Here is a 24,220-nt window from a genome sequence, read left to right as displayed (position 1 = left end):
GTGGTCCACGTGACCGATCGTGCCCACGTTCACGTGGGGCTTGGTGCGCTCGAACTTACCCTTGGCCATGACTGTGCTTCTCGCTGAACTGTTGTGGTGGCTGAATGCGGAATGTGGTGGAGCGGTGTTGCGTGTTGCCTGGAGATGGTGCTCACGAATGGAATCGAACCATCGACCTCCTCCTTACCAAGGAGGTGCTCTACCGACTGAGCTACGTGAGCGAATTGGATTGCAGTGGTTTGCGTGCGCCAGCGGAAGAAAGTTGCAATGGAGCGGGAGACGGGAATCGAACCCGCACCATCAGCTTGGAAGGCTGAGGTTCTACCATTGAACTACTCCCGCGGACTGCGGAACCGGCGTGGTGGAGGGAGGTGGATTCGAACCACCGAAGGCGTAAGCCAGCAGATTTACAGTCTGCCCCCGTTGGCCGCTTGGGTATCCCTCCGGTCGTTGCAAACCCACGAAACAGCCCGCGATTTTGACCGGCGGGCGAAAGCATGTCAACGGTGGCAGGCGTTTTTTCTTCGCCTCGCCGCGCAGCCGGACCCTGCCGGCCGCGATCCGCTCACGGCGCCGTGGTGGCCTCGCCGGGCAGGGCCAGCGGTTCGTCCGAATACAGCGCCACGTGGGGCACGCCGTCGGCACCGATCCAGCCGCGTGCCATGCCTTCGGTGTTGAACGGCATCGCCACCTGGCCGCTGGCGGACAGGACGATCGCGCCGCCGTCGCCCCCCATGCCGGGAATCTCCTCGTTGATCACGGCCGCGCCGGCCTGGGCCGGCGTTTCCTTGAGATAGGCCATACGGGCGCAAATCTCATGGGCTGCCGAGACACGGATGTAGAACTCGCCCCAGCCGGTGCCGGACACCGCGCACTGGCCGTTGGCATAGGTCCCGGCACCGATGACGGGGGAATCGCCGATCCGGCCATAGCGCTTGTCGGTCATCCCGCCGGTCGAAGTGCCGGCCGCCAGGTGCCCCTCCCGGTCCAGGGCCAGGGCGCCGACGGTGCCGAAGTGTTTGGCGACCTCCGGTTCGGCGTGGGCCTGCCCGGCGGCGTCCTCCTTCAGCGCCCGCTGCAGCTGCTTCCAGCGTCGTTCGGTGCGGAAATAGGACGGGTCGACCAGTTCGACACCCTGCTCTTTAGCGAACGTCTCGGCGCCATCGCCGGCCATCATCACGTGCGGCGAGTGCTGCATGACCTCGCGGGCGAGCAGGATCGGGTTCTTCACGTGGTGCACGCCGGCGACCGCCCCGGCCATGCGGGTGGCGCCATCCATCAGCGACGCATCCAGTTCGTTGCGCCCGTCGTGGGTGAACACCGCGCCCTTGCCGGCGTTGAACAGCGGGTCGTCCTCGAGCACGGTGATCGCGGCGGTCACCGCGTCCAGCGCCGGCTTGCCGGCGGCCAGTTCTGCGTGGCCCTTGCGCAACGCCTGGGTGATCGCGGCGCGCAGCGCGGCCTCGTCGGCCTGGCTGGTGCCCTCCCGCTGGAGGCCGGCACCGCCATGGATCACCAACACGGTGGCGGCGTCCTCCGCGGCGAACACCGGGGTGACGGCAAACAGCAGCAAGGCGGCACACAGGGGGCGCAGTGCGTTCATGTCGAGGGTTCCCGGGAGAATGGAGGAGCGGGGGATTCTAGCGGCTGGTTGCAGGCGCAAATGGCGCGGCGTCACGCAGTACCAGCTCGCCACCGCTCGCCCGGGCGACCTTTTCGAAGGCCGGCGCCTGGACTTCGAGGCCGGGCAGCCGCAGGCGGCTGTCTGCGCCGATGCCGGTCACCTGCACGTCGCTGAATTCCAGCGGCTGGCCGCGCACCACCCGCGCCGGCGGCTGCGTGGGCCGCACCAGCCAGGCAAAGCCGTCCTGGTCGCCGGGGTACAGCCGGCCGACGCCGTCGCCATCGATGCACAGCGCAGCGCCTTCGTCGATGCCCAGCCCGACCGCGCCGGCCACGCCATCGCTGCGCAGCCTGGCGACGAAGGCCACCAGCCGGCCAAGCCTGTCGCGCCGGGCGAAATGGCTGTCGGTGATGACCTGCTCCAGATAGGGCAGGTGCAGGAAGTCGCCGACCAGGGTCATGCCGGGATCGAGCGGATCGCGCAGCGCCACCTCCGAGGTCATGCTGCCGCCGTCCATCGCGCCGTAGGTCCAGGCGCCGAGGATCGCCAGCCCTGCACTGGTCCCGCCCAGCGGCTTGCCCTCGCGCACGTGGCGGTCGAGCGCGGCCCCCAGCGGCGTGTCCTTCCAGTAACGCACGTAGTTGGACTGGTCGCCGCCGGCGATGAAGATCCCGTCGGCCGCCGCGATGGCCGCGAGCACGGCCGGGTCGCTGGCCGCCTTGCGATCGCTGAAGACAAAGGTCTGCGCCGAGGCGATGCCGCCGATGGCGTTGTAGAACTCGTCCTGGGCCTCGGCGGCGCCGGACGCGCGCAGGACCACGATGTGGCCATGGCCGGCACGCGCGATCATCCAGCGGAAGGCGTCGTACGGCCATTCGCCGCCGCCGACCAGCATCAGGCCCGGCTCCACCGGCCCCGGCCTGGCCGCGGCCAGGTCGCCGATCGCGTAGTACCGATAGCCATCGCCCTCGGCGACCGGCGCGGGCGACGCCGCGACCGCGACGCCCGACAGCAGGCATGCCGCCAGCACGGCGCCGGAAAAAAACAGGCGCGTCCGCCCACGGACAAGGAAGGCGGACAGTTTCGCGAACAGGGACATGCGCTGGTTTCCCTCGCGGCAGTGGCGGTCGGGAAGGAAGACGAGCGGATGCGCCCGTTTCCCTACCCCGGATGGCCACAGCCACTGCCGCTTCGCACCGGTATGGCGATATAACGTGGAGAATGGACGATTCCCTGGACGACTGGTTCGCACGCGAGATCCTCGTCCACGAGGGGGCGCTGGTGTCCTTCCTCCATCGCGCCTGGTCCGATCGCGCCGAAATCCATGACCTGCGCCAGGAAACCTACATCCGCGTCTACGAGGCGGCCGGCAAGTGCCGCCCGACCGCGCCGCGCGCCTTCCTGTTCGCCACCGCCCGCCACCTGATCACCGACCGCCTGCGCCGCGGCCGGGTGGTGTCGATCGAACCGATGGGTGATCCGGACGCCTTGAACGTCTTGATAGACGAGGTGTCCCCGGAACGGCGGCTGGACGCGCGCCAGGTCCTGCTTCGGCTGGGGGCGGCCTTCGACCGGCTGCCGCCGCGCTGCCGGGAGGTGGTGTGGCTGCGCCGGGTCGAGGACCTGCCACAGAAGGAGGTCGCGGCGCGGATGGGCATCAGCGAGAAGACGGTGGAGAAGCAGGTCGCCAAGGGCGTCCGGCTGATGGCCGGCTACTTCTACGGCAACGGACAGGCGCCCGGGCCCGCGCGGACGCACACGGCGGAGGCCGAGGATGAGGAAGGACATGGCCACCAGCATCCGGATTGAACGCACCGCCGCCGCCTGGCTGGCCCGGCGCGATGCGGGGGGCTGGGCTGCGCGCGACCAGGCCGGACTGGACGACTGGCTGGCGGCATCCACCGCGCACCGCGTCGCCTGGCTGCGCCTGGAGGCGGCGTGGCGCGAAAGCGGCCGGCTGAAGGCGCTCGGGGCCGGGCTGCCTGCCGGCACGGTGCCCGCCCCGGGGCAATGGTCGCGGCGGCAGGCGCTCGGCCAAGCCGATTCCGCCGCCGGCATGCGTCCCCCGCCCGCCGGCGATGCGCAGGCGGTCGCGGCCCGGCCCGGCCCGCTGGAGCCGGCCGCGCTCGTGTTCGCGCCGCGGCGGCGGGACACCCGGTCGCGGCCGCATCGCGTCGCCGCGGCCGCGGCCGCGATGGCAGCCGTGTCGCTGGCGCTGGCGCTGGGCTGGCGCGCCCATTCGCCCGCGGTCCATCCGGTCGCGTACGACACGCCGGTCGGCACCCTGGAGACGACGGCGCTGCCCGACGGCTCCGAGGCCACGCTCAGCAGCGACAGCCGCATCGTGGTCGCGCTCTCGCGCGGCGAACGCCACATCGACCTGCAGCGCGGCGAGGCGTTCTTCCACGCCGCCACGGATCCGCAGCGCCCGTTCGTGGTCGCCGCGGCGGGGCACCGCGCGGTCGCGGTCGGCACCCGCTTCGCCGTGCGCCGGGATGCCGACGGCGTGCGCGTGGTGGTGACCGAGGGACTGGTGCGCCTGGAATCCGACCCGGGCGCGGGCGGCGAACGCCAGCCCACCACCCTGCTGCCGGCCGGCAGCGTGGCGTTGGCCGGGCCGCACGGCATGGTCGTGCACGCCGGCAGCGTCGACCAGGCGCTGCAGGCGCTGAGCTGGCGCGACGGCTTCCTCGCCTTCCACGACACGACGCTGGCCGCCGCCGCCGCCGAATTCAATCGCTACAACGCCCGCAAGATCGTCATCGCCGACCCGCACGCGGGCGCGCTGCGCATCGGCGGCAACTTCCGCTGGTCCAACGCCGAGGCGTTCGTGCGGCTGCTGGAACAGGGATTCCCGGTGCGCGCCGAGTACGGCGATGCGGCGATCGTGGTGCATGGCAACTGAGCGCCGCACGGATGCGCCGCCCGCGCCGGGCAGGCGGGATTCGGGTCGTTCGTTCGTCAGCTAAGGAGGAGAGCGGGCGTCGCCCGCCATCGGGGAGGGGTCCTTTGTCCAGTCGCATCCGCATGCTTCCCATCGCCGCAGCCTGCCTGCTGGCGATGGCCGCCCACGCCCAGGCCGAACCCGCCAGCCGGATCGACATCCCGGCAAGCGACCTGGCCACCGCGCTCGACCGTCTGGCCAGGCAGTCCGGGGCGCAGTTCATCTACCGGCCCGACCAGGTCCGCGGCGCGCGCACCCAGGGCGTGCAGGGCGACCTGCCCGCCGACGCCGCGCTCGACCGCCTGCTGCAGGGCACCGGCTACGTGCCGCGGCGCGACGCGTCGGGCGCGGTCCTGATCGTCAAGGACGGCATCCAGGCACAGGCGACTCCGCGCGCCGCCGCGCCCGCCCCGCAGGATCCGCCTCCTGCCGGGGAACCGGACACCACCGAACTGCAGGCCGTGCAGGTCACCGGCTCGCGCATCCCGCGTGCCCAGATCGAAGGGCCTTCGCCGATCAGCGTGATCACCGCCGAGCAGATCAGCGCCAGCGGCTTCACCAACATGCCGGAAGTAATGCGGTCCATGACCCAGAACAACGGCGCAACCCAGAGCCCGCAATCGATCAGCAACTCGGACTTCACCCCCGGTGCGCAGCAGGTCGACCTGCGCGGCCTGGGCCCGAACCACACCCTGGTGCTGGTCAACGGTCGCCGCCTGGCCGACTTCCCCCTGCCGATGGATGGCGGGGTCAGCGCCACCGACATTTCCGGCATTCCGCTGGGCATGGTGGATCGCATCGAAGTGCTGACCGGCAGCGCCTCGGCCATCTATGGCTCCGATGCGGTTTCCGGCGTGGTCAACATCATCCTGAAAAAGCAGGCCGACGGCCTGACCATGAATTTCCGCTACGGCGATACCGAGCTTGGCGGCGGCGAGTCGTACAACCTGACCCTGGCCGGCGGCTTCTCGCGTGGCGGCCTGAACGCGGTGATGGGCGTTGAACTGAACGAGCAGAAGCCGTTGTGGGGCTACCAGCGCGACCGCCAGGATTCGTCCCGGGACGTCGCCGATTTCGACAATTACTACAGGCCGGTGGACTACTTCGCCCGCAGCGACTGGTACGACGACTGGCTCGACCCCGGCGAAGCGACCTGCAACGCGCCGGGCAACCGCGATTCCCACTACGTCACCGACAACCGCTACGGCGAATCCTACTGCGGCAGCGATACCGCCGTCGCGCTGAAGACCATCGTCCACCAGCGCCGCGGCATCACCGCCTACGGCTCCTTCAGTTACGACTTCGGCGGCGGCACGGAATGGTTCGCCGACGTGCAGCTGGGCTACCAGAAGATGAAGCAGCTCGGTCGCTTGCCCACCTGGGAAACGGCGCAGACCGATGCCATCACCGACTACTTCTTCAACCAGAGCACCGGCCAGCTCGAGTGGTGGCGCCGCCGGTTCACGCCCGAAGAACTGGGTGGCGTGCAAAACAGCTTCACCCAAACCACAGGCAAGACCATCGGCCTCAGTACCGGCTTTCGCGGCAGTTTCGCCCAGGACTGGGATTACGAAGCGGCGTTGAGCTACTCGCGGTACAAGGCAAAGGTGAGCTGGCCACGCATCGTTGCCGACGTGGCCAACGACTTCTTCATGGGCCCGCAACTGGGCACGGATGACGACGGCTATCCCATCTATGGCGGCGACCTGGATCGCTTCTACACGCCGCTGACCACCGCACAGCTCGACTCGATGCTGGCGCACATCGTGTACAACCCCGAGTCGCACAACGAGACGCTGTCGTTCACGGTGACCAATGCGAGCCTGTTCGACCTGCCCGGCGGCGCAGCGGGAATTGCCGCGACGGCCGAGTTCGGCAACCAGGGCTACGACCTGAACACCGACCCGAAGGCCACCGGCGACTCCTTCTACTACTGGGGCTGGAAGGACCAGGATGGCCACGGCAGCCGCAAACGCTGGGCGCTTGCCAGCGAACTGCGCATGCCGGTGCTCGACAGCCTGAACCTCAGCATGGCCGGTCGCTATGACCAGTACCGCTATTCCGGCCGCACCCAGAGCAAGTTCACCTACAGCGGCGGCCTGGAATGGCGGCCCATCGACACGCTGCTGGTCCGCGGATCCTACGGCACCGCATTCCGCGCGCCGGAACTGCACCACCTGTACGCCGGCCAGGGTTCCGTCGACAGCGGCGGCATCGATTACTACCGCTGCGCCACCGAGCAGCCTGACGTCCCGTTCGGCGACTGCGATTTCTCCAACGAGGGTTTCCAGCTGGATCGGAGCGGCGACATGACATTGGAGCCCGAAACCAGCACTTCCTGGACCGCGGGCGTGGTGTGGTCGCCGATGCCGGGGCTGGATTTCACCCTGGACTGGTACGACATCGAGATGCGCAACCAGACGCAATCGCTGAGCGTGAACAAGATCCTGCAGGACGAGTACGACTGCCGCCTGGGCATCGACCAGGATCCCGGTTCGCAGTTCTGCGCCGACACCATCGCGCGCGTCGTGCGCAGCGGCGCGGACAACCACATCGCCTCGGTCCACGGCGGCTACGTGAACATCGGCATGGAAAGGACCAGCGGCCTGGATGCCAGCGCCAATTACCGTTTGGAAACCGGGGCCGGCACGTTCCGTTTTTCCGCCAACTACACCCGGGTGAACTCGCACGAACGCAAGGATGCCCCCGATGCGACGCTGGTCGACATGCTCGCGATCAACAGCGGTTACGACATCCCGCGCAACAAGTTCAATGCCCGCATCGGCTGGGAGTTCAACGACTGGGATGCCACGCTGTACGCATCGCGCCTGGGCAAGATCCCCACCGATGAGAACTTCTGGTACCAGGACTGGGACGAGGACTACCTGCCGGAAGTCAAGGCATACCTGCCCGCCACCTGGCGCTACAACGCCTCGGTTGGCTACCGGATCAACGACCATGCCCGTATTTCGCTGGCCGTGAACAACCTGACCAACGCCATGCCGCCGCGGGACTTCAGCAACATCGACTACCCGTTCTACAACTTCAACTGGTACGACACGATGGGGCGTACGTACTACCTGGATTTCACCTGGAAGTTCGGCGGCAAGCCGCTGTAGTTGCCAACCCGGATACGGAAAGCCCTCCTGGATGGAGGGCTTTTTTCTGGTCCCCGAGAGTCAAAGAACGTGCCCGTGAACAGACCGGTTCCGGCTTGCGCGGTGGCCAACAAGCGCCGGGGGAGCTCCGAATGATCGCGGTCATTTCCGCGTTCGGGGGAATGCCGATCAAGAACGAATTGATCAGGGTTTCCCTTGAAGGCACGACGATTGCTGGCTCTTCTTGCCCGATGGTCCGAAAGCAGACGGCTTTCCCGCCGGCTCCGGGCAACGCGTTCAGACGTTGAAGCGGAAGTGCAGCACGTCGCCTTCCTGCACCCGGTATTCCTTGCCTTCCAGGCGCAGGCGGCCGGCGTCGCGGGCGCCGGCTTCGCCCCGGTACTTGATGAAGTCGTCGTAGCCGATGGTCTCGGCGCGGATGAAGCCCTTCTCGAAGTCGGTGTGGATCACCGCCGCGGCCTGCGGCGCGGTGGAACCGGCCTTGACCGTCCAGGCGCGCACTTCCTTCACCCCGGCGGTGAAGTAGGTCTGCAGGCCCAGCAGCTTGTAGGCGGCGCGGATCACGCGGTTCAGGCCCGGCTCCTCGAGCCCGATGCTGGCCAGGAACTCGTCGCGGTCGGCGTCGTCGAGCTGCGAGAACTCCTCCTCGATCGCCGCCGACACCGGCACCACCTCGGCGCCCTCGCGCGCGGCACGCGCGCGCACGGCGTCCAGGTGCGGGTTGTCCTCGAAGCCGTCCTCGAGCACGTTGGCCACGTACATCACCGGCTTGAGGGTGAGCAGGAACAGCTCGCGCAGCAGGCCGCGCTCGTCCTCGTCCAGTTCTACCGTGCGCGCCGCCCTGCCCTCGTCGAGCGCGGCGCGCAGCTTCTGCAGCACCTCGATCCGGGCCTTGGCGTCCTTGTCGCCGCTCTTGGCCACGCGCTCGTAGCGGGCGATGGACTTGTCGACCGATTCGAGGTCCGCCAGCGCCAGCTCGGTGTCGATGGTCTCGATGTCGGCGATCGGGTCGACCTTGCCGGACACGTGCACGATGTCGCCGTGCTCGAAGCAGCGCACCACGTGGGTGATCGCGTCGACCTCGCGGATGTGGGCCAGGAACTTGTTGCCCAGGCCTTCGCCGCTGGCCGCGCCCGCGACCAGGCCGGCGATGTCGACGAACTCGACCGCCGTCGGCAGCACCTTCTGCGGCTTGACGATCTCGGCCAGCGCGTTCAGGCGCGGGTCCGGCACCGGCACCACGCCCACGTTCGGCTCGATCGTGCAGAAGGGAAAGTTGGCCGCGGCGATGCCCGCCTTGGTCAACGCATTGAAGAGGGTCGACTTGCCGACGTTCGGCAGGCCGACGATGCCGCATTTAATTCCCACGGGGAACTCCGGGACTCGGGACTCGGGACTCGGGGCTGCGGAAAAGCAGGGCAAGGCTCATGGGTACTGATATCCGACTGGAAAGAAAATGGGCGGACATCGCGTCCGCACGGGGGACTGCTACGAGTCCCGGGTCCCGGGTCCCCGGTCCCGGTTCGTATGCAACCGCTTCATCGCCTCGTTGAAGTCACCGGCGACCGCCAGCGGCAGCACGTCGAGTGCGTCGTCGATCGCCCTTGCGATCTCGACGTCGTCGCCGGCCGAGGCGCGGCCGAGGACCCACGGGGTGACGCGGTCCTTGTGGCCGGGATGGCCGATGCCGATGCGCAGGCGGTGGAACCGTCCGTGCCCCAGCAGGCGCATGGTGTCGCGCAGGCCGTTCTGGCCGCCGTGGCCGCCGTCGAACTTCAGCCGCGCCACGCCGGGCGGCAGGTCGAGTTCGTCGTGGACCAGCAGGGTCTGTTCCGGCTCGATCTTCCAGAACCGCATCGCGGCCAGCACCGACTTGCCGCTGAGGTTCATGAAGGTCGCCGGCTTGAGCAGCCAGACGCCCTGGCCGCCGACGTGCACCTTCGCGGTTTCGCCAAACAGCTTGGCGTCGACCTTGAAACGCTCGCCGGATTTCTCCACGAGCTCGTCGACAAAACGGAACCCGGCGTTGTGCCGGGTCCGTGCGTGTTCCGGGCCGGGATTGCCCAACCCGACGATGAGTCGCAGGCCTTCCATCGCAATGGCAGCCGCACGCTGCGCCCGCGCGGGGCGCAGCGGCGGCGGCGATTACTTCTCCTCGCCTTCGGCGTCGTCCGCGGCCTCGTCCCCGGCGGCCTTCGGTGCGGCGGCGGCTTCCTCGCCTTCGCCCTCGCCCTCGGCGGCCGGCTCGGCTTCGACGCGGCCCTGGCGCGCCACGACAATGGCCACGTCATGGTCGGGCCCGAGCTTGAGCTGCGGGATCTCGACGCCCTCGGGCAGCACCAGGCTCGACAGGTGGATGGTGTCGCCCAGCTCCAGCTTGGACAGGTCGACCTCGATGTTCAGCGGCAGGTCGCCCGGCAGGCAGCTGATCGCCACTTCGGTCAGCTCGTGCATGATCACCACGTCCGCGGCCTTGCCCGCTGGCGACTGCTCGCCGTTGACGAAGTGCAGCGGCACCGACATGCGGATCGCCTCGTTCTGGTTCACGCGCTGGAAGTCGATGTGCATGATCAGCTGCTTGTACGGATGGCGCTGCATGTCACGCAGCAGCACCTTCTCCAGCTTGCCGTCGACGTCCAGGTCGATGATCGAGGAATAGAACCATTCCTTCTGGCTGGCGACCCAGGTCTTCTCGTGCTCGAGCTGGATGCTCTGCGGATCGCTGCCGCCACCGTAGACGATGGCCGGGATCTGGCCGGCGTGACGGAGGCGGCGGCTCGCACCCTTCCCTTCGTCGCTGCGGCTCTTGGCCGAAAGCTTGTTGTCTGACATTTGTGTTTACTCACTTTTCTTGTGTTGATTCGCCTCGCGGCGACTTGGTGACTCTCCCGCGACCAGGAGAGTCGGGTTGGGCCCCGGGACTGGGACCCGGGACCCGGAAAGTCAGAAGCGCTGTCGCCTTTGATCTTCCGAGTCCCGAGTCCCGGGTCCCGAGTCCCGTATTACCTAATCCACGTACAGCGAACTCACCGATTCGCCGAACGCGATGCGCCGGATGGTCTCGGCCAGCAGCTCGGCCACGCTGAGCTGGCGGATCCGGCCGCAGCTGGCAGCCGCTTCCGACAGCGGGATCGTGTCGGTCACCACCAGTTCGTCCAGCTCCGAGCGCGTGATGTTGTCGATCGCCGCGCCCGACAGCACCGGATGGGTGCAGTAGGCGACCACCCGGGTCGCGCCCTGCGACTTGAGCGCCGCCGCGGCCGCGCACAGGGTACCGGCGGTGTCGACGATGTCGTCCACCAGCACGCAGATCTTGCCGGCCACGTCGCCGATGATGTTCATCACCGTGGCCACGTTGGCCTTCGGCCGGCGCTTGTCGATGATTGCCAGGTCCGCGTCGTCCAGTCGCTTGGCGATGGCCCGGGCGCGGACCACGCCGCCCACGTCCGGCGAGACCACCACCATGTTGTCGGTGCCGTGCGCGCGCCAGATGTCGGCCAGCAGCAGCGGCGAGGCGTAGACGTTGTCGACCGGGATGTCGAAGAAGCCCTGGATCTGGTCGGCGTGCAGGTCCACGGTCAGCACCTGGTCGGCGCCGGCGGTGGAGATCATTTTGGCCGCGACTTTCGCCGTGATCGGCACGCGCGAGGAGCGCATGCGCCGGTCCTGGCGGGCGTAGCCGAAGTACGGGACGACCGCGGTGACGCTGTCGGCCGATGCGCGCTTGAGCGCGTCGATCAGCACCAGCAGCTCCATGAAGTGCTCGGCGGTCGGCGCGCAGGTCGGCTGCACCACGAACACGTCCTGGCGGCGGACGTTCTCCTCGATCTCGACCTGGACCTCGCCGTCGGAGAACGTCGAGACCAGCGCCTTGCCCTGGCGCACGCCGAGCTCGCGGCAGACCGCCTTGGCCAGCGGCCTGTTCGCGTTGCCGGAGAAGATCAGCAGGTTGCCGTCCTCGTTCTTCATCTGCGTCGTGCTCCGCTGCGCTCTGACCGTTGCGGTGGATGAGTCGGGATTGGGAAACCGGGGACGCCGGCACGATGCCAGCCGATCCCGCGATTCCCGGTTCCCGTCGATTGGCAGGGGCGGCAGGATTCGAACCTGCGAATGCCAGGATCAAAACCTGGTGCCTTAGGCCTCTTGGCGACGCCCCTGCGGTGTGAAAACGTTCGCTCTGCCCTGCCTGCCTACGGGTGTTGCCATGCATCCAGCGCGTCGAGCAGCGGCGACCGCGCCACGCCGCGCACCACCCAGGCCCTGAGGCCGGCCGGCAACCGCGCCAGCGCGGCTTCGGCGGACTCCCGGTCCGGGAATTCGACGAAGCAGCCGCTGCCCGTCCCGGTCAGTCGCGGCGAGCCCACTTGCGCCAGCGCGGCGAACATGGCTTCTACGGCCGGTTCGCGGCGGCGCAACACGGGCTCGAACGCGTTGCCGAGCGAAGCACCTGAAACAAAGTCGGATATTGTCGCGGGCGCGGCATTTCGCGTCAATTCGGGGGCATGGAAGAGTTCAGCGGTAGCGACGTGGACGCCGGGGTCGGCGAGCAGGTACCAGGCCTGCGGCAGGTCCAGCGGGGTCAGGCGCTCGCCGACCTCCTCGGCCCAGGCGTTGCGGCCGCGGACGAACACCGGCACGTCCGCGCCCAGCGCCAGGCCCAGTGCGGCCAGCCGCTCGACGCCCAGTTCCAGCCCCCAGAGGCGGTCGAGCGCGCGCAGCACGGTGGCCGCATCGGACGATCCGCCGCCAAAGCCGCCGCCGACCGGAATGCGCTTTTGGACGACAATGTCGACACCTCGCGGCGTTTTCGACTCCGTTTGCAGCAACATGGCGGCACGGACGGTCAGATCGGACGACTCGTCCACGCCCGGCGCGCCGTCGCCGTGGCGGGCGACCACGCCGTCCGCGCGGGGCCGCAGGCCGATGGTGTCGCCCCAGTCCAGCAGCCGGAACACCGTCTGCAGGCGGTGGTAGCCGTCGGCGCGGCGGCCGACCACGCGCAGGCAGAGGTTGAGCTTGGCCGGTGCCGGCCACTGCGACCAGCCCGCCCCCGCGTCCGGCGGCGCGGTCACGGACTGTCCGGCGCCCACGACCAGGCGTCGATCGCCAGCCGTACCTTCGCCTCGCCGCGCGCGGCGTTGATACGGTCGGGCAGCTGCAGCGGCGGCTGGCCGTCACCGGGCTGGCCTTCACCAGGATGCTCCTCGCGCCAGCCGAGATAGTCGATGGTCCAGCCGTCCTGCTCGATCCGCGCCAGCCGGCCGTCGCCGGTGAACGCCAGCCGCGCGGGGCCGAAGGTGGCCTCGTCCGCACGCGCGCCGCCGGCCCACGCGGCCAGCGCGCCCACCGGGATGTCCAGCCCGGTCGCGTCGCGCAGCAGGCGCTCCACGTCGCTGTCGCTGCGCGGGCCGCCCTGGATGCCGTCGATGGTGGCCGAGGACGCATCGCCGGCCAGCCGCCAGCTCTGCCGGCTGACCGGCGCGCTCAGGGTGACCTCGTAGCGGTCACCGGACTGCTGCCATTCGATCCGGCCGGTGCCGCCGTTGCGGCCGTTGGACAGCGCGACCCGGCCGCTGAAGGCCAGCACCGGCAGCGCCCGCACCCGCTGTTCGCGGGCCTGCTGCGCGGCGAGCGCCGCCGCTTCGGCAGTAGCCGGCAGGTCGCCGATCGCCGGGCCGCCGCGATCGGGCACGCTGACGCAGCCGGCCAGCGCCAGGCAGCAGGCCGCGGCGAGGGAATGCAGCGTCTTCATGCGCCGGTCTTCTCCAGCGCGCGCTGCAGCGAGCGGTTCTCGGGGTCGATCTTGCGCGCCTCGTCGAAATACCGGCGCGCCTCGTCGCGGTTGCCGGTCACCCACAGCACCTCGGCCAGGTGGGCACCGATCTCGGCGTCCTTCTGCAGCGAGAACGCGCGCCGCAGTTCGACCAGCGCGTCTTCGTTGCGGCCCAGCCGGTACAGCACCCAGCCGTAGCTGTCGATGATCGCGGGATTGTCCGGCTCGGCGACGCGGGCGCGGTCGATCAGCTGCAGCGCTTCCTCGTAGCGGTTGGTGCGGTCGGCGAGCGTGTAGCCCAGCGCGTTGAGCGCGGGGATGCTTTCCGGGTCCGCGACGAGGATCTTGCGCAGGTCGGCCTCGGCGCGCGGGATGTCGTCGCGGCGCTCCCACATCAGGGCGCGCGAATACAGCAGGCCGGGGTCATCGGGGTAGGCGGCCAGGCCGCGCGCGTAGGCATCGAACTCGCCGTCCGCGTCGCCGGCTTCGCGGCGCAGCTCGGCCTCCAGCAGGTAGCCGTCGCGGCGCGCGTCGTCGTCCACCGAGGCGTCGGACTGGATCTGGCGCAGCTCGGTCCAGGCTTCGTCGTCGCGCTCGAGGTCGTGCAGCACCTTGGCGGTGCGCAGCCGGGCCTGCGCGCGCTGCGGGCCGCCGGGCACGCCGCGGTACCACTCCAGGGCTTCCTCGTGGCGCTCCAAGAATTCGGCCACCTGGCCCAGCAGCAGCCGGCGCGAGGGATCCGGGCTGGCCGAGTCCTGCTTCAGCTCCCCGTACAGCGCTTCCAGCGCCTGCTTGTCATCGGCATCGGCCAGCAGCGAGGCGCGCAGGCGGTAGACCTGGTCGTCCTGCGGGCCGCGGGCCAGCACCGCCGCCGCCTCGCGCGTATCGCCCAGGGCGTTGAATTCGACCGCGACCGACAGCCGCAGGTCCGCGCCCATCGGCTCGGCCCGTGCCAGCCTCGCCAGCACCTCGCGGGCCTGCTCCGTCTTGCCCGCCTCGCGCAGCTGGGTGGCGCGCAGCAGGGCCACGCGCGGCTCGTCGGGGAAGTGCGCGATGACCTTGTCGACGATGCGCTCGGTCAGCGCCGGGACTCCCAGCCGCTGCGCCAGCCCGCCCATCACCAGCCAAGCCTGCAGGTTGTCGGGGATGGCGTCGGAATCGACCAGCTGGCCCAGCACCTTGGCCGCTGCCTTGGGACTGCGACTGCCGCTGCCCAGCGCCGCGACGGCGTAGCCCCAGCCGTGGGGGTCGGGGTCGCGCAGCAGGGATTCGAGCTGGCGGCGCGCGGCACGCAGGTTGTTGTTGCGCAGCGACAGCGTGGCCTGCGCAGCCACCATCTGCAGCGAACTGGGCGCGCGCTCGCGCCACAGCGCCAGGGCGCGGGCGGCGCGGTCGTTGTCGTTGGCCAGCAGCGCCATGCGGGTGGCGCGCTCGGCCAGGCCGGCGTCGCCGTCGGCGCTGCTCGCGGCCTGCAGGTACCAGTCGGCGGCCTCGTCCAGGCGCCCGGACTGCACGGCGAATTCGCCTGCCATGGTGGCGGTCAGGGTGTCGACCGGAGCCTTTTCGGGCTGCCGGGACAGTGCCGGCGGCGCGGCCAGGCAGGCGGACAACAGCAGGGCGAACGGCAGGGCGAGTGGCTTGAAACGGAGTGTCACGGGCATCTGGGGCGGCCGGGCCGTAAAATGAGGGCCTCAAGTCCAACGAGCTTATCGCAAGCGCCTGAATGCAGGACGCTCCCAGAGCGCTTTGCATCCGGTCAGCCCGCCATCCATGAGCCTGTTCGCACTCGGCATCAACCACCAGACCGCACCGGTCGCATTGCGCGAGCGCATCGCCTTCGGCGACGACGCCATCGCGCCCGCGCTGGCGCAGCTGCGCGCGCTGCCGCAGGTGCGCGAGGTTGCGCTGTTGTCGACCTGCAACCGCACCGAGCTGTACGCGGTGGCCGAGGGCGACGGCAATGCGCTGGTCGAATGGCTGGCCACGCACCCGTCCGGCAGCGACGAGCTGCATGCCTACCTGTACCGCCACCAGGACGGGGACGCGGCGCGGCATCTGTTCCGGGTCGCCACCGGGCTGGATTCGCTGGTGCTGGGCGAGCCGCAGATCCTGGGCCAGGTCAAACACGCCTGGTCGCTGGCGCGCGGCGCCGGCACGCTGGGCGGGCAGCTCGACCGGCTGTTCCAGCATGCCTTCGTTACCGCCAAGCGCGCGCGCACCGAAACCCGCATCGGCAACAGCCCGGTGTCGGTGGCGTCGGTGGCGGTGCGGCTGGCGCAGGAGTCGTTCGCGCAGCCGTCGGATTCGACCGTGCTGCTGGTCGGCGCCGGCGAAACCATCGAGCTGGCCGCGCGCCACCTCGCCCAGGCCAAGGTAAAGCAACTGCTGGTCGCCAACCGCACGTACGCGCACGCGCAGGACCTGGCCGCGCGCCACGGCGGCGTGGCGCTGCCGCTGGACGAACTCGACCGCCACCTGTTCCTCGCCGACATCGTGTTCTCGGCCACCGCCGCGCGCGAACCGGTCCTGTCGAAGGCGCAGGTCGCCGCCGCCCTGGCCGCGCGCCGCCACCGGCCGATGCTGCTGGTCGACCTGGCCGTGCCGCGCGACATCGCGCCGGACGTGGCCTCGCTCAAGGACGCGTTCCTCTACACCGTCGACGACCTGGAGCGCGCAGTGGAGGACAACCGCCAGAGCCGCCGCGAGGCCGCCGACGCGGCCGAGGCGATCGTCGACCTGCAGGTCGCCCGCTACGTCGAGGTGCTTGCCGCCGGCACCCGCAACGCGCCGCTCAAGCGCCTGCGCGCGCACGGCGAAAGCACCCGCGCCGAGGTGCTGGCGCGCGCCAGGCAGCAGCTGGCCGCTGGACAATCGCCCGAGGCGGTGCTCGACTTCCTTGCCCACACCCTCACCAACCGCCTCCTGCACGCGCCGACCGTGGCGCTGCGCGAGGCCGCGATCAGCGGCGACACCGACCTGATGCACGCCGTCGACCGGCTGATGCACGGCGCGGCCGCCGACAAGGACGACGATGCTGCCGACCCTGCGCCGTAAGCTCGAGGCACTGGCCGAACGACGCGACGAACTCGAACGCCTGCTCGCCGATCCCGGCGTGGCGGCCGACCAGGACCGCTTCCGCGCCTTCTCGCGCGAATTCGCGCAGCTCGAACCGCTGGCCGCCGCGCTGGCCGACGAGCGCCGCGCGCGCGACGACCTCGCCGCCGCGCAGGCGATGCAGGACGACCCGGAGCTGCGCGAGCTGGCCGCCGAGGAAATCGAATCGGCAAAGGCGCGGCTGGAAGACCTCGACACCGCCCTCATGGCGCTGCTGGTCCCGCGCGACGCGCGCGACGACGGCGACCTGTACCTGGAAGTGCGCGCGGGCACTGGCGGCGACGAGGCGGCGATCTTCGCCGGCGACCTGCTGCGCATGTACACGCGCTACGCCGAGCGCCAGGGCTGGCGGGTGGAGATCGAATCGGCCAGCCCCGGCGAGCACGGCGGCTTCCGCGAGGTGATCGCCCGCGTCGAGGGCCGCGGCGCGTATGCGCACCTGAAATTCGAATCCGGAACCCATCGCGTGCAGCGCGTGCCCGAGACCGAATCGCAGGGCCGCATCCACACCTCGGCGGCGACGGTGGCGATCATCCCGGTCGAGGAAGACGGCCCGCCGGTCGAGATCAACCCGGCGGACCTCAAGGTCGACACCTACCGTTCCTCCGGCGCCGGCGGCCAGCACGTCAACAAGACCGAGTCGGCGATCCGCATCACCCACGTGCCCAGCGGGATCGTGGTCGAATCGCAGACCGAGCGCTCGCAGCACGCCAACCGCGACAAGGCGATGAAGCGGCTCAAGGCGATGCTGGCCGAGGCCGAGGCCGAGAAGCAGGCCGCCGCCACCGCCGCCACGCGCAAGCTGCAGGTCGGCAGCGGCGACCGCAGCCAGCGCATCCGCACCTACAACTACCCGCAGGGCCGGATCACCGACCATCGCGTCGAGGGCCTGACCCTGTACGACCTGCCCAACGTGATGGAAGGCGCGCTCGACGCACTGGTCGAACGCCTCTCGCGCGAGCACCAGGCCGACGAACTGGCGCGGCTGACGCAGGAGGCATGAGCATGGATTCCACGCCCCCGGACACCACGGTGTCCCGCGCCACCCCGGCCGACCTGGACGCGCTGGCCGCGCTGTTCGACGCCTACCGCCGGTTCTACAGACAGGCCTCCGACGTTCCGCGCGCGCGGCAGTGGCTGCGCGAGCGGCTGCGCTTCGGCGAATCGGTGGTGCTGGTGGCGCGGCGCGATGGCGCGATGGCCGGCTTCGTCCAGCTGTACCCGATGTATTCCTCGGTGCGCATGGCGCGGACGTGGATCCTCAACGACCTCTACGTCGACGCCGCCACGCGCCGCAAGGGCGTGGCCCGCGCGCTGCTGGACGCCGCCGCCGACTTCGCGCGCGAAGACGGTGCCGCCGGCATCGCCCTGGAAACCACCGTCGACAACGCCGCCGCCCGCGCGCTGTACCGCAGCGCGGGCTGGCAGGAAGACGCGACGCAGTGGTACTCGCGGTCCTTCGGCTGACCGGCCGGGCGTGGTGATGCTCCCGCAGGATCCCCGCCTCGAAGCCCGCCGCGCGGTCCAGCGCGAACCGCGGCGCGCCCTGGCCTGGATCCTGCTGTCCGACGCGGAACTCGACGCCGGCGACGCCAGGGCCGGTGCGTCCGCCGCACAGCGCGCGCTGCAGCTCGCGCCGGGACATCCGGAAGCGCTCGCGCGCCTCGGTCGCGCGCACTGGATGCTGGGCGACCTGCGCGCCGCCGCCGACAGCCTGCGCGCGGCATCGAACAACGCACCGCAGCACCCCGGCATCGCCGTCTGGCTGGGCCACGTGCTGGAAGACATCGGCGAAGCCGAGGCGGCGAGCGAGGCCTACGCCCGCGCGCACCTGCTCGAACCCGGCAACCCCTTGGTCGCTGCCTACCTGCTGGCCTGGCGCCGGCGCCTGTGCGACTGGCGCGACGTCGACCGGCTCTCGCGGCAGGTGCGCGAGTCGGTGCGCCGCGCGCAGGCCTCGGTCGAGCCGTTCGCGTTCCTGAGCGAGGACGCCAGCGCCGCCGAACAGCTGCAGTGCGCGCGCCTGCGCGCCGCGCCGATCGCCGCCGCGATCCGCCCGCTGCCGCTGCCGCTGCCGGCGGCGCCTGCGGATGGCGAACTGCAGATCGGCTTCCTCTCGAACGGCTTCGGCGCCCACCCGACCGGGCTGCTCGTGGTCGCCTTCCTCGAAGCGCTCGCCGCGCACGCCGGCATCCGCGCGCAGCTGTTCGCGCTCAACCCCGACGACGGCAGCGATATCCGCCGCCGCCTGCAGGCCTGCACGCGACTGCACGAGGTGGCGCGGATGCCGCACGACCGCGTCGCCGCCGCGATCCGCGGCGCCGGCATCGACGTGCTGTTCGACCTGCGCGGCTGGGGCGGCGGCGGCGCACCGGAGGTGCTGGCGCTGCGCCCGGCCCCGGTGCAGGTGAACTGGCTCGCCTACCCCGGCACCTCGGGCGCGCCATGGATCGACTGCGTGCTGGCCGACGCCTTCGTGCTGCCGCCGCCGCTGGCCCCGCACTTCAGCGAGCGCGTGGTGCGCCTGCCGCGCTGCTTCCAGCCCTCCGACACGACGCGCGCGATCCCCGCGCCGCGGCCGCGCGCCGACTACGGCCTGCCCGAGCGCGGCGTGGTGTTCTGCTGCTTCAACAACAGCTACAAGCTCAATCCGGCCAGCTTCGCGCGCGCGATGCGGGTGCTGGACGGCGTGGAAGACAGCGTGCTGTGGCTGCTGTCCGGACCGGGACGCTCGAACGAGCGCCTGCGCGAGGCCGCACGCGCCGCCGGCGTCGATCCCGCGCGGCTGGTGTTCATGGACAAGCAGCCGCAGCACGAATACCTCGCCCGGCTGCAGCTGGCCGACCTGTTCCTCGACACCAATCCCTACAACGCCCACACCACCGCGTCCGACGCGCTGTGGGCCGGCTGCCCGGTGCTGAGCCGGCCCGGCGACACCTTCGCCGCGCGCGTGGCCGGCAGCCTCAACCACCACCTCGGGATGGACGCGATGAACGTCGGCGACGACGACGCCTACGTCGCACTCGCCGTCGCCCTGGGCCGCGAACCGGCGCGCCTGCAGGCGCTGCGCGAACAACTGCGGGTGGCGAAGCAGGCCTCCGGCCTGTTCGACATGGCCGGCTTCGCCAGCGACTTCGCGGCAGCGGCGCGCGCCATGGCCTCAGGCACCTGAGACCGGCGCCGCGTTACGCCCAAGCGCACGCGCGGGCAGATGGCGTAGGCTTCACGCCATGACCGCGAAGACCGATTTCATCCCGCTGTCGCTGTGCGTGCTGACCGTGTCCGATTCGCGCACGCTGGCCGAGGACAGCTCCGGCGACTACCTCGTCGCCGCGTTCGAAGCCGAGGGCCACCGCCTGCACGAACGCAGCCTGCTGCCCGACGACCGCTACCGGATGCGCGCGACGGTCTCGCAGTGGATCGCCGACGACGCCGTCGACGGCGTGCTGGTCACCGGCGGCACCGGCTTCACCGGGCGCGACTCCACGCCCGAGGCGCTGCTGCCGCTGCTGGACAAGCAGATGCCGGGGTTCGGCGAACTGTTCCGCTCGGTCAGCTTCGAGGAAATCGGCACCTCGTCGCTGCAGTCGCGGGCATTCGCCGGGCTGGCCAACGGCACCTTCGTGTTCGCGCTGCCAGGCTCGACGTCCGCCTGCCGCACGGCGTGGGAGAAGATCATCCGCGCCCAGCTCGATGCACGCACCCGCCCGTGCAACCTGGCGACACTGAAGCCCCGGCTGAAGGAGTGAGCATGTCGATCGACCAGACCCTGCGGTTGCTGGCGAAAGCCCGTGGCCTGACCGTGACCGATATCGCCACGGCGATCCCGCGCGCCGGCGCGGCCACGGTGTCGGCGTGGATGCGCGGCGACAAGCTGCCGGGACGCGACCAGCTCGATGCCCTCGCCCGCACCTTCGGCGTGCCTGCCAGCGCCCTGCTCTCGGAGCTGGCCAGCACGCTTGATCCAGCGCGGACCAAGGGCGAGCACGACCTGCTCGCGGCCTACCGCGACCTCAACACCCGCCAGCAGGGCGCGCTGCTCGAAGTCGCGCGCGGCATGGCCGGCCACAAGGCGCGCAGGAAAGCGTGATGGACACGTCCTTCGCCCTGCCCGACCGCCTGCCCGACGCGACGGTCGCACCGGAGCGTGTCGCACTCCCGCTACCGGACGGCACGCCGCGGAAGTCGCCTGACTCCGCGCCGACACCGCTCCACCCGTTCGGCGCCTGAGTCGCTGCTGCGTGTCCCGGGTCCGCACACCGGCGCATGCCTGCGCGATGGCGCTGCTTGCGACGCTGGCATGCGGCCGGCCCGTGCATGCGCAGACGCCCGGCCCGCCGTCGGCGCACGACGCCAGGCCGCAGGACGACCATGCGCAGGACGACGCGCAGACGCTGGAAACGCTGCACGTCACGGCGCAGCGGCCGCCGACGGCGCAGGAACAGTTCCGCGGGCACCTCCAGCGCAACTGGCGCCCGCCGCGCAGTGCCGAGCAGTTCGGACTCGACGGCGGCGTGCCGGCGTGGCTCGGCCAGCAGCTCATACGCGGTGCGACCGCCACCGCACGCAGCCTGCCTGGCTGGAAGCGCGAGGTGCAGCCTGCGATCGCGCGCGCGCCTCCGCTCGACGACGAGCAGATGGACCGTTCGCAAGACCTGTCCTCGCCCGGCGCGCAGCCGCGCTGAGGCGCTGAAGGAGCGCTACCGCGTGCTCGGGCCGATCCCGGACTTCGAGGACTGAGCCATCGCCGCGCGCGGCTTCACGGAGTCCAGACCCCCGAGGCCGCCAGCAGCATCAGCGGCACCACGATCACCGCCACCGATGCGAGCAGGCACAACAGCCCGAGCCCGAACACGCGCCAGTTCGAATGGAGCGTGAAACGTTCCGATTCGGCGATCGCCTTCCTGGTCAGCTGGTACTTCTCGGCCACGTACCGGCCGATGAAGATGTACACGACCGTGAACAGCACGCCGGGGAACTGCTCGGGCAGCAACGGCATGATCGCGACCAGCGCGACGAGCAGGACCACGCCCAGCACGACCGTCTTCGTTTCGAGCCGGGAGTTGCCCAGCGCCGCGAAGTTCGCCTTCAGGAACCAGATCAGCCCCACGGGTCCGCCGAGGAAACCGGCCGCAGCGACCTGGCCCGGCGAGTACAGGCGGACCGCATCGGCGGCGCCGGCTGCATCCAGCCGCGCGTTGGGTGCTGTGTAGGGATTGTCCTGCATGGTGACCTCCTTGTCGGTCGTGCGCGATCGAAATCGTGGTCCAGATAATGCAAACACCAGGGCCGGCACGGGAACGGCGCACGCCGGCCCGTATCGGCCCTACAGGACCGCGAAGCCCTGCTTCACTGCGGGTCCCTCCACCGCCTCGCGCCGCAGCTCTTCCATGCGCGCGTTCGCCGGGCCGTGCCGGAGCCACTGCGCCAGCGCGTCAATCGCCTCGTCCGTGCCCGCGGCCACGACCTCGACGCGCCCGTCGGGCAGGTTGCGCGCGTGGCCGCACAGGCCCAGCCGTTGTGCCTGCTCGCGGGTGCTCGCGCGGAAGAACACGCCCTGCACCCGGCCGCTCACCAGGAAGCGCGCCGCGGCCACGGGTCAGCCCTGCGCTTCGCCCGTCACCGCAGGGCCGCCGGCCGCGGCGATGGCGGCCTCGATGTCATGCGCCGTCACCGGGCCGAGGAAGCGCTTGGCGACCCGCCCGTCAGGCGCGATCAGGTAGGTCATCGGCAGGCCGCGCGGCGTGGCGAAGTCGGCCGGCGGATCGTAGACGTCGATGATCGCGACCGGATACACCACCGGGTGTTTTTCGAGGAAGGCGCGCAGCTCCTTCGGCTCGATGTCCTCGTAGGCCAGGCCGACCACTTCGATGTGCTCGCGCATGGCGTCGAGCGCGGACAGCTCCGGCATCTCCTTCAGGCACGGCGCGCACCAGGTCGCCCAGAAGTTCACCACCACCCAGTTGCCGCGATGGTCGGCGAGGTCGTAGGCCTTGCCGTCGACGGTCACGACGCTGAGCGCGGGCATTTCCACGACCGCGTCGTCCTGTGCCGCCGCAGGAGCATCGGCCGGGGCGGCAGGCGTTTCGGTTGCCGGCTTGGCGGGCGGCGCGACAGCGGCGGGCTCGTCGGCCGGGCGCTTGCAGCCGCCGAGCACGGCGACGGCGAGGCACAGGGCAATCAGGTGGCGGAGGTTCATGGCGGTTCACCGGGCAGTTCGTACAGGCTGGAGACGCGGCGCTTGAGCAGTTCGCGCAGCGGGATGCGCAGGTCGTCGAGCGTGCGGATGGCGTTCTGGCCCAGCGCGTCGTCGCGGCAGGGCAGGTGCGCTTCGTTGATCGGGATGCGCAGGTTGCAGGCTTCGTAGAGCTCGGCCAGCGACAGGTCGTCCAGGTCGCGCGCCAGCAGCCACTCGCCGGATTCGGCGCGCGTGACCAGGCCGATCTCGCCCAGCTGCGCCAGCATCTGCTGCACCAGCGCGTCGGTGAGCATCGGCTCCTTGTCCTGAATCTCGTCGCTGTGCAGGCCCTTGCCGGCCTGGCGCGCCATCGCGAAGCGGCCGAGCATCCGCAGCAGGCCATAGATCTCGTGCCCGACCGGCAGCCGCATCGACGCGGGCTGGTAGCGGAACGCGGAGATCGACGAGGCGAACGACGCGCCGAGCAGGATCGAGATCCAGCCGAAGTAGATCCACAGCAGGAAGATCGGCACGAAGGCGAGCTTCTGGTAGATCTTCGCGTAGGCGCCGAAGCTGCCCAGGTACAGGCCGATGCCCCACTTGACGAACTCCAGCAGAACCACCGCCAGCGCGGCGCCGGCGATCGCATGGCGCCACTGCACGGTGCGGTGCGGGACCACGCGGTAGATCGCGGTGAACGCCATCAGCTCGATCAGCATCGGCGCCATCTGCAACAGCACGCCTTCGAGCCACTGCCCGGAAGCGGTCTTGAAGATGCCCAGCGCGAAGAAGCGCGTCGACAGCGCCAGGCTGGCCGTGGCCACCAGCGCACCGAGGGTCAGCACCGTCCAGTAGACGAGGAAGCGGCTGAACTTGGGCCGCGCCGTCTTCACCCGCCAGATCTTGTTGAACGTGGCCTCCACGCTCACCAGGGTGACCAGCAGCGACACCACCAGCGCGACCACGCCGACCGCGGTGAGCTTGTCGGTGTTCTGCGAGAACTCGCGCAGGTAGCCCTCGATGGCGCGCGCCGAGCCCGGTACGAAGTTGGAGAAGATGTAGTCGCTGAGCCGGTCGCTCCAGTCGTTGAACGCCGGGAACACCGACAGCACGCCGAACACCACCATCGACAGCGGCACCAGCGCGAACACCATCGTGAACGACAGCGCGCCGGCCGATTCGAACAGCCGGTCGTCGAGGAAGCGGCGCCACAGGAAGCGCAGAAACGTTCCCGTCCGCGCGCGGTCACGGAGGCGTTCGCTCCAGCGGTACAGGGTGTCGAGGGGCTCCATCGGGCGAAGGGTAGCAAAGGGTGGTGGCAGGGGACGGCGCTGCCCGGGCTTGATTTGCATTCCGCTTCAGACCTCACCCGCGAAGCGGTCATGGCCCCTCTCCTGCGACTCGGGAGGGGGTTTGGGGTGGGCACGCCGGGTCGCCGTGAAAAGCAGGCCCCCGGCGCTGCGCCTCC

General features: G+C 70.3%; 25 protein-coding genes and 4 tRNA genes. 12 read left to right on the top strand and 17 right to left on the bottom strand.

Going from position 1 to position 24,220, the window contains the following annotated elements; translation table 11 throughout:
• Window positions 1-145: 145 nt before the first annotated feature.
• From ABD679_RS04170 to ABD679_RS04150, 5 genes are all read right to left on the bottom strand, one after another.
• A tRNA-Thr gene (locus ABD679_RS04170) sits at window positions 146-221 on the bottom strand.
• Window positions 222-268: 47 nt separating this feature from the next.
• Window positions 269-342: transfer RNA gene (locus tag ABD679_RS04165), tRNA-Gly, on the bottom strand.
• Window positions 343-359: 17 nt separating this feature from the next.
• Window positions 360-445 (bottom strand) — tRNA-Tyr (locus tag ABD679_RS04160).
• Between the two features lie 120 nt (window positions 446-565).
• Complete coding sequence (locus ABD679_RS04155; RefSeq protein WP_344758673.1) at window positions 566-1,603, bottom strand: isoaspartyl peptidase/L-asparaginase family protein; 1,038 nt, start codon at window positions 1,601-1,603, stop codon at window positions 566-568.
• 37 nt (window positions 1,604-1,640) lie between these two features.
• Window positions 1,641-2,723 carry a cyanophycinase gene (locus ABD679_RS04150; protein ID WP_344758672.1) on the bottom strand — a complete coding sequence of 361 codons (1,083 nt, stop codon included), beginning with the start codon at window positions 2,721-2,723 and terminating at the stop codon, window positions 1,641-1,643.
• A 122-nt stretch (window positions 2,724-2,845) separates the two neighbouring features.
• On the opposite strand from ABD679_RS04150, the gene ABD679_RS04145 reads away from it, so the two are divergent.
• The 4 genes from ABD679_RS04145 to ABD679_RS04130 all read left to right on the top strand — a co-directional run bounded on the left by ABD679_RS04145 (window position 2,846) and on the right by ABD679_RS04130 (window position 7,974).
• Window positions 2,846-3,433, top strand: a complete 588-nt coding sequence (locus tag ABD679_RS04145; protein WP_344758671.1) for an RNA polymerase sigma factor — start codon at window positions 2,846-2,848, stop codon at window positions 3,431-3,433.
• Window positions 3,411-4,529 (top strand): FecR family protein, encoded by a 1,119-nt coding sequence (locus ABD679_RS04140; RefSeq protein ID WP_344758670.1) that lies wholly within the window; start codon window positions 3,411-3,413, stop codon window positions 4,527-4,529. The genes ABD679_RS04145 and ABD679_RS04140 overlap by 23 nt, the downstream gene beginning before the upstream one ends.
• Window positions 4,530-4,651: 122 nt before the next feature.
• A complete protein-coding gene (locus tag ABD679_RS04135; RefSeq protein WP_344758669.1) occupies window positions 4,652-7,687 on the top strand; it encodes a TonB-dependent receptor domain-containing protein in 3,036 nt (1,011 codons plus the stop codon).
• A gap of 131 nt (window positions 7,688-7,818) precedes the next feature.
• Window positions 7,819-7,974: a hypothetical protein gene (locus ABD679_RS04130; protein ID WP_344758668.1), complete on the top strand. Its 156-nt coding sequence runs from the start codon at window positions 7,819-7,821 to the stop codon at window positions 7,972-7,974.
• On the opposite strand, the gene ychF is transcribed toward ABD679_RS04130, so the two are convergent.
• The 8 genes from ychF to ABD679_RS04090 all read right to left on the bottom strand — a co-directional run bounded on the left by ychF (window position 7,964) and on the right by ABD679_RS04090 (window position 15,121).
• Window positions 7,964-9,055 carry a redox-regulated ATPase YchF gene (gene ychF, locus ABD679_RS04125; protein WP_344758667.1) on the bottom strand — a complete coding sequence of 364 codons (1,092 nt, stop codon included), beginning with the start codon at window positions 9,053-9,055 and terminating at the stop codon, window positions 7,964-7,966. The genes ABD679_RS04130 and ychF overlap by 11 nt on opposite strands.
• Before the next feature lie 120 nt (window positions 9,056-9,175).
• A complete protein-coding gene (pth, locus tag ABD679_RS04120; protein ID WP_344758666.1) occupies window positions 9,176-9,781 on the bottom strand; it encodes an aminoacyl-tRNA hydrolase in 606 nt (201 codons plus the stop codon).
• Window positions 9,782-9,832: 51 nt separating this feature from the next.
• On the bottom strand, window positions 9,833-10,519 hold the full coding sequence (locus tag ABD679_RS04115) for a 50S ribosomal protein L25/general stress protein Ctc (protein ID WP_344758665.1): 687 nt from the start codon (window positions 10,517-10,519) through the stop codon (window positions 9,833-9,835).
• 174 nt (window positions 10,520-10,693) lie between these two features.
• Entirely contained in the window at window positions 10,694-11,656 is a 963-nt protein-coding gene (locus tag ABD679_RS04110) for a ribose-phosphate diphosphokinase (protein WP_344758664.1), read from the bottom strand.
• Between the two features lie 111 nt (window positions 11,657-11,767).
• A tRNA-Gln gene (locus ABD679_RS04105) sits at window positions 11,768-11,844 on the bottom strand.
• A 33-nt stretch (window positions 11,845-11,877) separates the two neighbouring features.
• Window positions 11,878-12,759 carry a 4-(cytidine 5'-diphospho)-2-C-methyl-D-erythritol kinase gene (gene ispE, locus ABD679_RS04100; RefSeq protein ID WP_344758663.1) on the bottom strand — a complete coding sequence of 294 codons (882 nt, stop codon included), beginning with the start codon at window positions 12,757-12,759 and terminating at the stop codon, window positions 11,878-11,880.
• The gene (lolB, locus tag ABD679_RS04095; protein ID WP_344758662.1) at window positions 12,756-13,439 is read right to left on the bottom strand and encodes a lipoprotein insertase outer membrane protein LolB; all 684 of its coding nucleotides are present in this window, start codon (window positions 13,437-13,439) and stop codon (window positions 12,756-12,758) included. Before lolB ends, ispE begins: the two co-directional genes overlap by 4 nt.
• Entirely contained in the window at window positions 13,436-15,121 is a 1,686-nt protein-coding gene (locus tag ABD679_RS04090; RefSeq protein WP_344758660.1) for a tetratricopeptide repeat protein, read from the bottom strand. The genes lolB and ABD679_RS04090 overlap by 4 nt, the downstream gene beginning before the upstream one ends.
• Before the next feature lie 109 nt (window positions 15,122-15,230).
• On the opposite strand from ABD679_RS04090, the gene hemA reads away from it, so the two are divergent.
• The 8 genes from hemA to ABD679_RS04050 are packed head-to-tail and all read left to right on the top strand — an operon-like array spanning window position 15,231 to window position 21,259.
• Window positions 15,231-16,514 (top strand): glutamyl-tRNA reductase, encoded by a 1,284-nt coding sequence (gene hemA, locus ABD679_RS04085; RefSeq protein WP_344758659.1) that lies wholly within the window; start codon window positions 15,231-15,233, stop codon window positions 16,512-16,514.
• Window positions 16,492-17,577 carry a peptide chain release factor 1 gene (gene prfA, locus ABD679_RS04080; RefSeq protein ID WP_344758658.1) on the top strand — a complete coding sequence of 362 codons (1,086 nt, stop codon included), beginning with the start codon at window positions 16,492-16,494 and terminating at the stop codon, window positions 17,575-17,577. Before hemA ends, prfA begins: the two co-directional genes overlap by 23 nt.
• A 2-nt stretch (window positions 17,578-17,579) precedes the next feature.
• Entirely contained in the window at window positions 17,580-18,041 is a 462-nt protein-coding gene (locus ABD679_RS04075) for a GNAT family N-acetyltransferase (RefSeq protein ID WP_344758657.1), read from the top strand.
• A 16-nt stretch (window positions 18,042-18,057) separates the two neighbouring features.
• Window positions 18,058-19,746, top strand: a complete 1,689-nt coding sequence (locus ABD679_RS04070) for an O-linked N-acetylglucosamine transferase, SPINDLY family protein (protein WP_344758656.1) — start codon at window positions 18,058-18,060, stop codon at window positions 19,744-19,746.
• Between the two features lie 58 nt (window positions 19,747-19,804).
• The gene (moaB, locus tag ABD679_RS04065) at window positions 19,805-20,323 is read left to right on the top strand and encodes a molybdenum cofactor biosynthesis protein B (protein ID WP_344758655.1); all 519 of its coding nucleotides are present in this window, start codon (window positions 19,805-19,807) and stop codon (window positions 20,321-20,323) included.
• Between the two features lie 2 nt (window positions 20,324-20,325).
• Window positions 20,326-20,664, top strand: a complete 339-nt coding sequence (locus ABD679_RS04060; RefSeq protein ID WP_344758654.1) for a helix-turn-helix domain-containing protein — start codon at window positions 20,326-20,328, stop codon at window positions 20,662-20,664.
• Entirely contained in the window at window positions 20,664-20,804 is a 141-nt protein-coding gene (locus tag ABD679_RS04055) for a hypothetical protein (RefSeq protein ID WP_344758653.1), read from the top strand. The genes ABD679_RS04060 and ABD679_RS04055 overlap by 1 nt, the downstream gene beginning before the upstream one ends.
• Window positions 20,805-20,815: 11 nt before the next feature.
• Window positions 20,816-21,259, top strand: coding sequence for a hypothetical protein (locus ABD679_RS04050; protein WP_344758652.1), 444 nt, complete (start codon window positions 20,816-20,818; stop codon window positions 21,257-21,259).
• A gap of 74 nt (window positions 21,260-21,333) precedes the next feature.
• Here the strand turns inward: ABD679_RS04050 and ABD679_RS04045 are convergent, their stop codons facing one another.
• From ABD679_RS04045 to ABD679_RS04030, 4 genes are all read right to left on the bottom strand, one after another.
• On the bottom strand, window positions 21,334-21,801 hold the full coding sequence (locus tag ABD679_RS04045; protein ID WP_344758650.1) for a hypothetical protein: 468 nt from the start codon (window positions 21,799-21,801) through the stop codon (window positions 21,334-21,336).
• 99 nt (window positions 21,802-21,900) lie between these two features.
• Complete coding sequence (locus tag ABD679_RS04040; protein ID WP_344758649.1) at window positions 21,901-22,170, bottom strand: acylphosphatase; 270 nt, start codon at window positions 22,168-22,170, stop codon at window positions 21,901-21,903.
• A gap of 3 nt (window positions 22,171-22,173) precedes the next feature.
• Window positions 22,174-22,773: a TlpA family protein disulfide reductase gene (locus tag ABD679_RS04035; RefSeq protein ID WP_344758648.1), complete on the bottom strand. Its 600-nt coding sequence runs from the start codon at window positions 22,771-22,773 to the stop codon at window positions 22,174-22,176.
• Window positions 22,770-24,044 carry a YihY family inner membrane protein gene (locus tag ABD679_RS04030; protein ID WP_344758647.1) on the bottom strand — a complete coding sequence of 425 codons (1,275 nt, stop codon included), beginning with the start codon at window positions 24,042-24,044 and terminating at the stop codon, window positions 22,770-22,772. Before ABD679_RS04030 ends, ABD679_RS04035 begins: the two co-directional genes overlap by 4 nt.
• Between the last annotated feature and the right edge of the window lie 176 nt (window positions 24,045-24,220).

Origin of the sequence: Luteimonas lutimaris, from assembly GCF_039537065.1 — a bacterium.
Classification (GTDB): Bacteria; Pseudomonadota; Gammaproteobacteria; order Xanthomonadales; family Xanthomonadaceae; genus Luteimonas; species Luteimonas lutimaris.
Note: the sequence above shows the minus strand (reverse complement) of the source record. Positions and strands in the feature narration are given on the sequence as shown.

Coding starts and splice junctions, on each gene's coding strand:
- ABD679_RS04060 (WP_344758654.1), top strand. CDS start 20,326: ATGTCGATCGACCAGACCCTGCGGTTGCTGGCGAAAGCCCGTGGCCTG.
- ABD679_RS04110 (WP_344758664.1), bottom strand. CDS start 11,656: ATGAAGAACGAGGACGGCAACCTGCTGATCTTCTCCGGCAACGCGAAC.
- ABD679_RS04130 (WP_344758668.1), top strand. CDS start 7,819: ATGATCGCGGTCATTTCCGCGTTCGGGGGAATGCCGATCAAGAACGAA.
- ABD679_RS04075 (WP_344758657.1), top strand. CDS start 17,580: ATGGATTCCACGCCCCCGGACACCACGGTGTCCCGCGCCACCCCGGCC.
- ABD679_RS04035 (WP_344758648.1), bottom strand. CDS start 22,773: ATGAACCTCCGCCACCTGATTGCCCTGTGCCTCGCCGTCGCCGTGCTC.
- ABD679_RS04155 (WP_344758673.1), bottom strand. CDS start 1,603: ATGAACGCACTGCGCCCCCTGTGTGCCGCCTTGCTGCTGTTTGCCGTC.
- lolB (WP_344758662.1), bottom strand. CDS start 13,439: ATGAAGACGCTGCATTCCCTCGCCGCGGCCTGCTGCCTGGCGCTGGCC.
- ABD679_RS04070 (WP_344758656.1), top strand. CDS start 18,058: ATGCTCCCGCAGGATCCCCGCCTCGAAGCCCGCCGCGCGGTCCAGCGC.
- ABD679_RS04090 (WP_344758660.1), bottom strand. CDS start 15,121: ATGCCCGTGACACTCCGTTTCAAGCCACTCGCCCTGCCGTTCGCCCTG.
- ABD679_RS04115 (WP_344758665.1), bottom strand. CDS start 10,519: ATGTCAGACAACAAGCTTTCGGCCAAGAGCCGCAGCGACGAAGGGAAG.
- ABD679_RS04055 (WP_344758653.1), top strand. CDS start 20,664: ATGGACACGTCCTTCGCCCTGCCCGACCGCCTGCCCGACGCGACGGTC.
- hemA (WP_344758659.1), top strand. CDS start 15,231: ATGAGCCTGTTCGCACTCGGCATCAACCACCAGACCGCACCGGTCGCA.
- ABD679_RS04150 (WP_344758672.1), bottom strand. CDS start 2,723: ATGTCCCTGTTCGCGAAACTGTCCGCCTTCCTTGTCCGTGGGCGGACG.
- ABD679_RS04030 (WP_344758647.1), bottom strand. CDS start 24,044: ATGGAGCCCCTCGACACCCTGTACCGCTGGAGCGAACGCCTCCGTGAC.
- ABD679_RS04045 (WP_344758650.1), bottom strand. CDS start 21,801: ATGCAGGACAATCCCTACACAGCACCCAACGCGCGGCTGGATGCAGCC.
- ABD679_RS04140 (WP_344758670.1), top strand. CDS start 3,411: ATGGCCACCAGCATCCGGATTGAACGCACCGCCGCCGCCTGGCTGGCC.
- moaB (WP_344758655.1), top strand. CDS start 19,805: ATGACCGCGAAGACCGATTTCATCCCGCTGTCGCTGTGCGTGCTGACC.
- prfA (WP_344758658.1), top strand. CDS start 16,492: ATGCTGCCGACCCTGCGCCGTAAGCTCGAGGCACTGGCCGAACGACGC.
- pth (WP_344758666.1), bottom strand. CDS start 9,781: ATGGAAGGCCTGCGACTCATCGTCGGGTTGGGCAATCCCGGCCCGGAA.
- ABD679_RS04145 (WP_344758671.1), top strand. CDS start 2,846: ATGGACGATTCCCTGGACGACTGGTTCGCACGCGAGATCCTCGTCCAC.
- ABD679_RS04135 (WP_344758669.1), top strand. CDS start 4,652: ATGCTTCCCATCGCCGCAGCCTGCCTGCTGGCGATGGCCGCCCACGCC.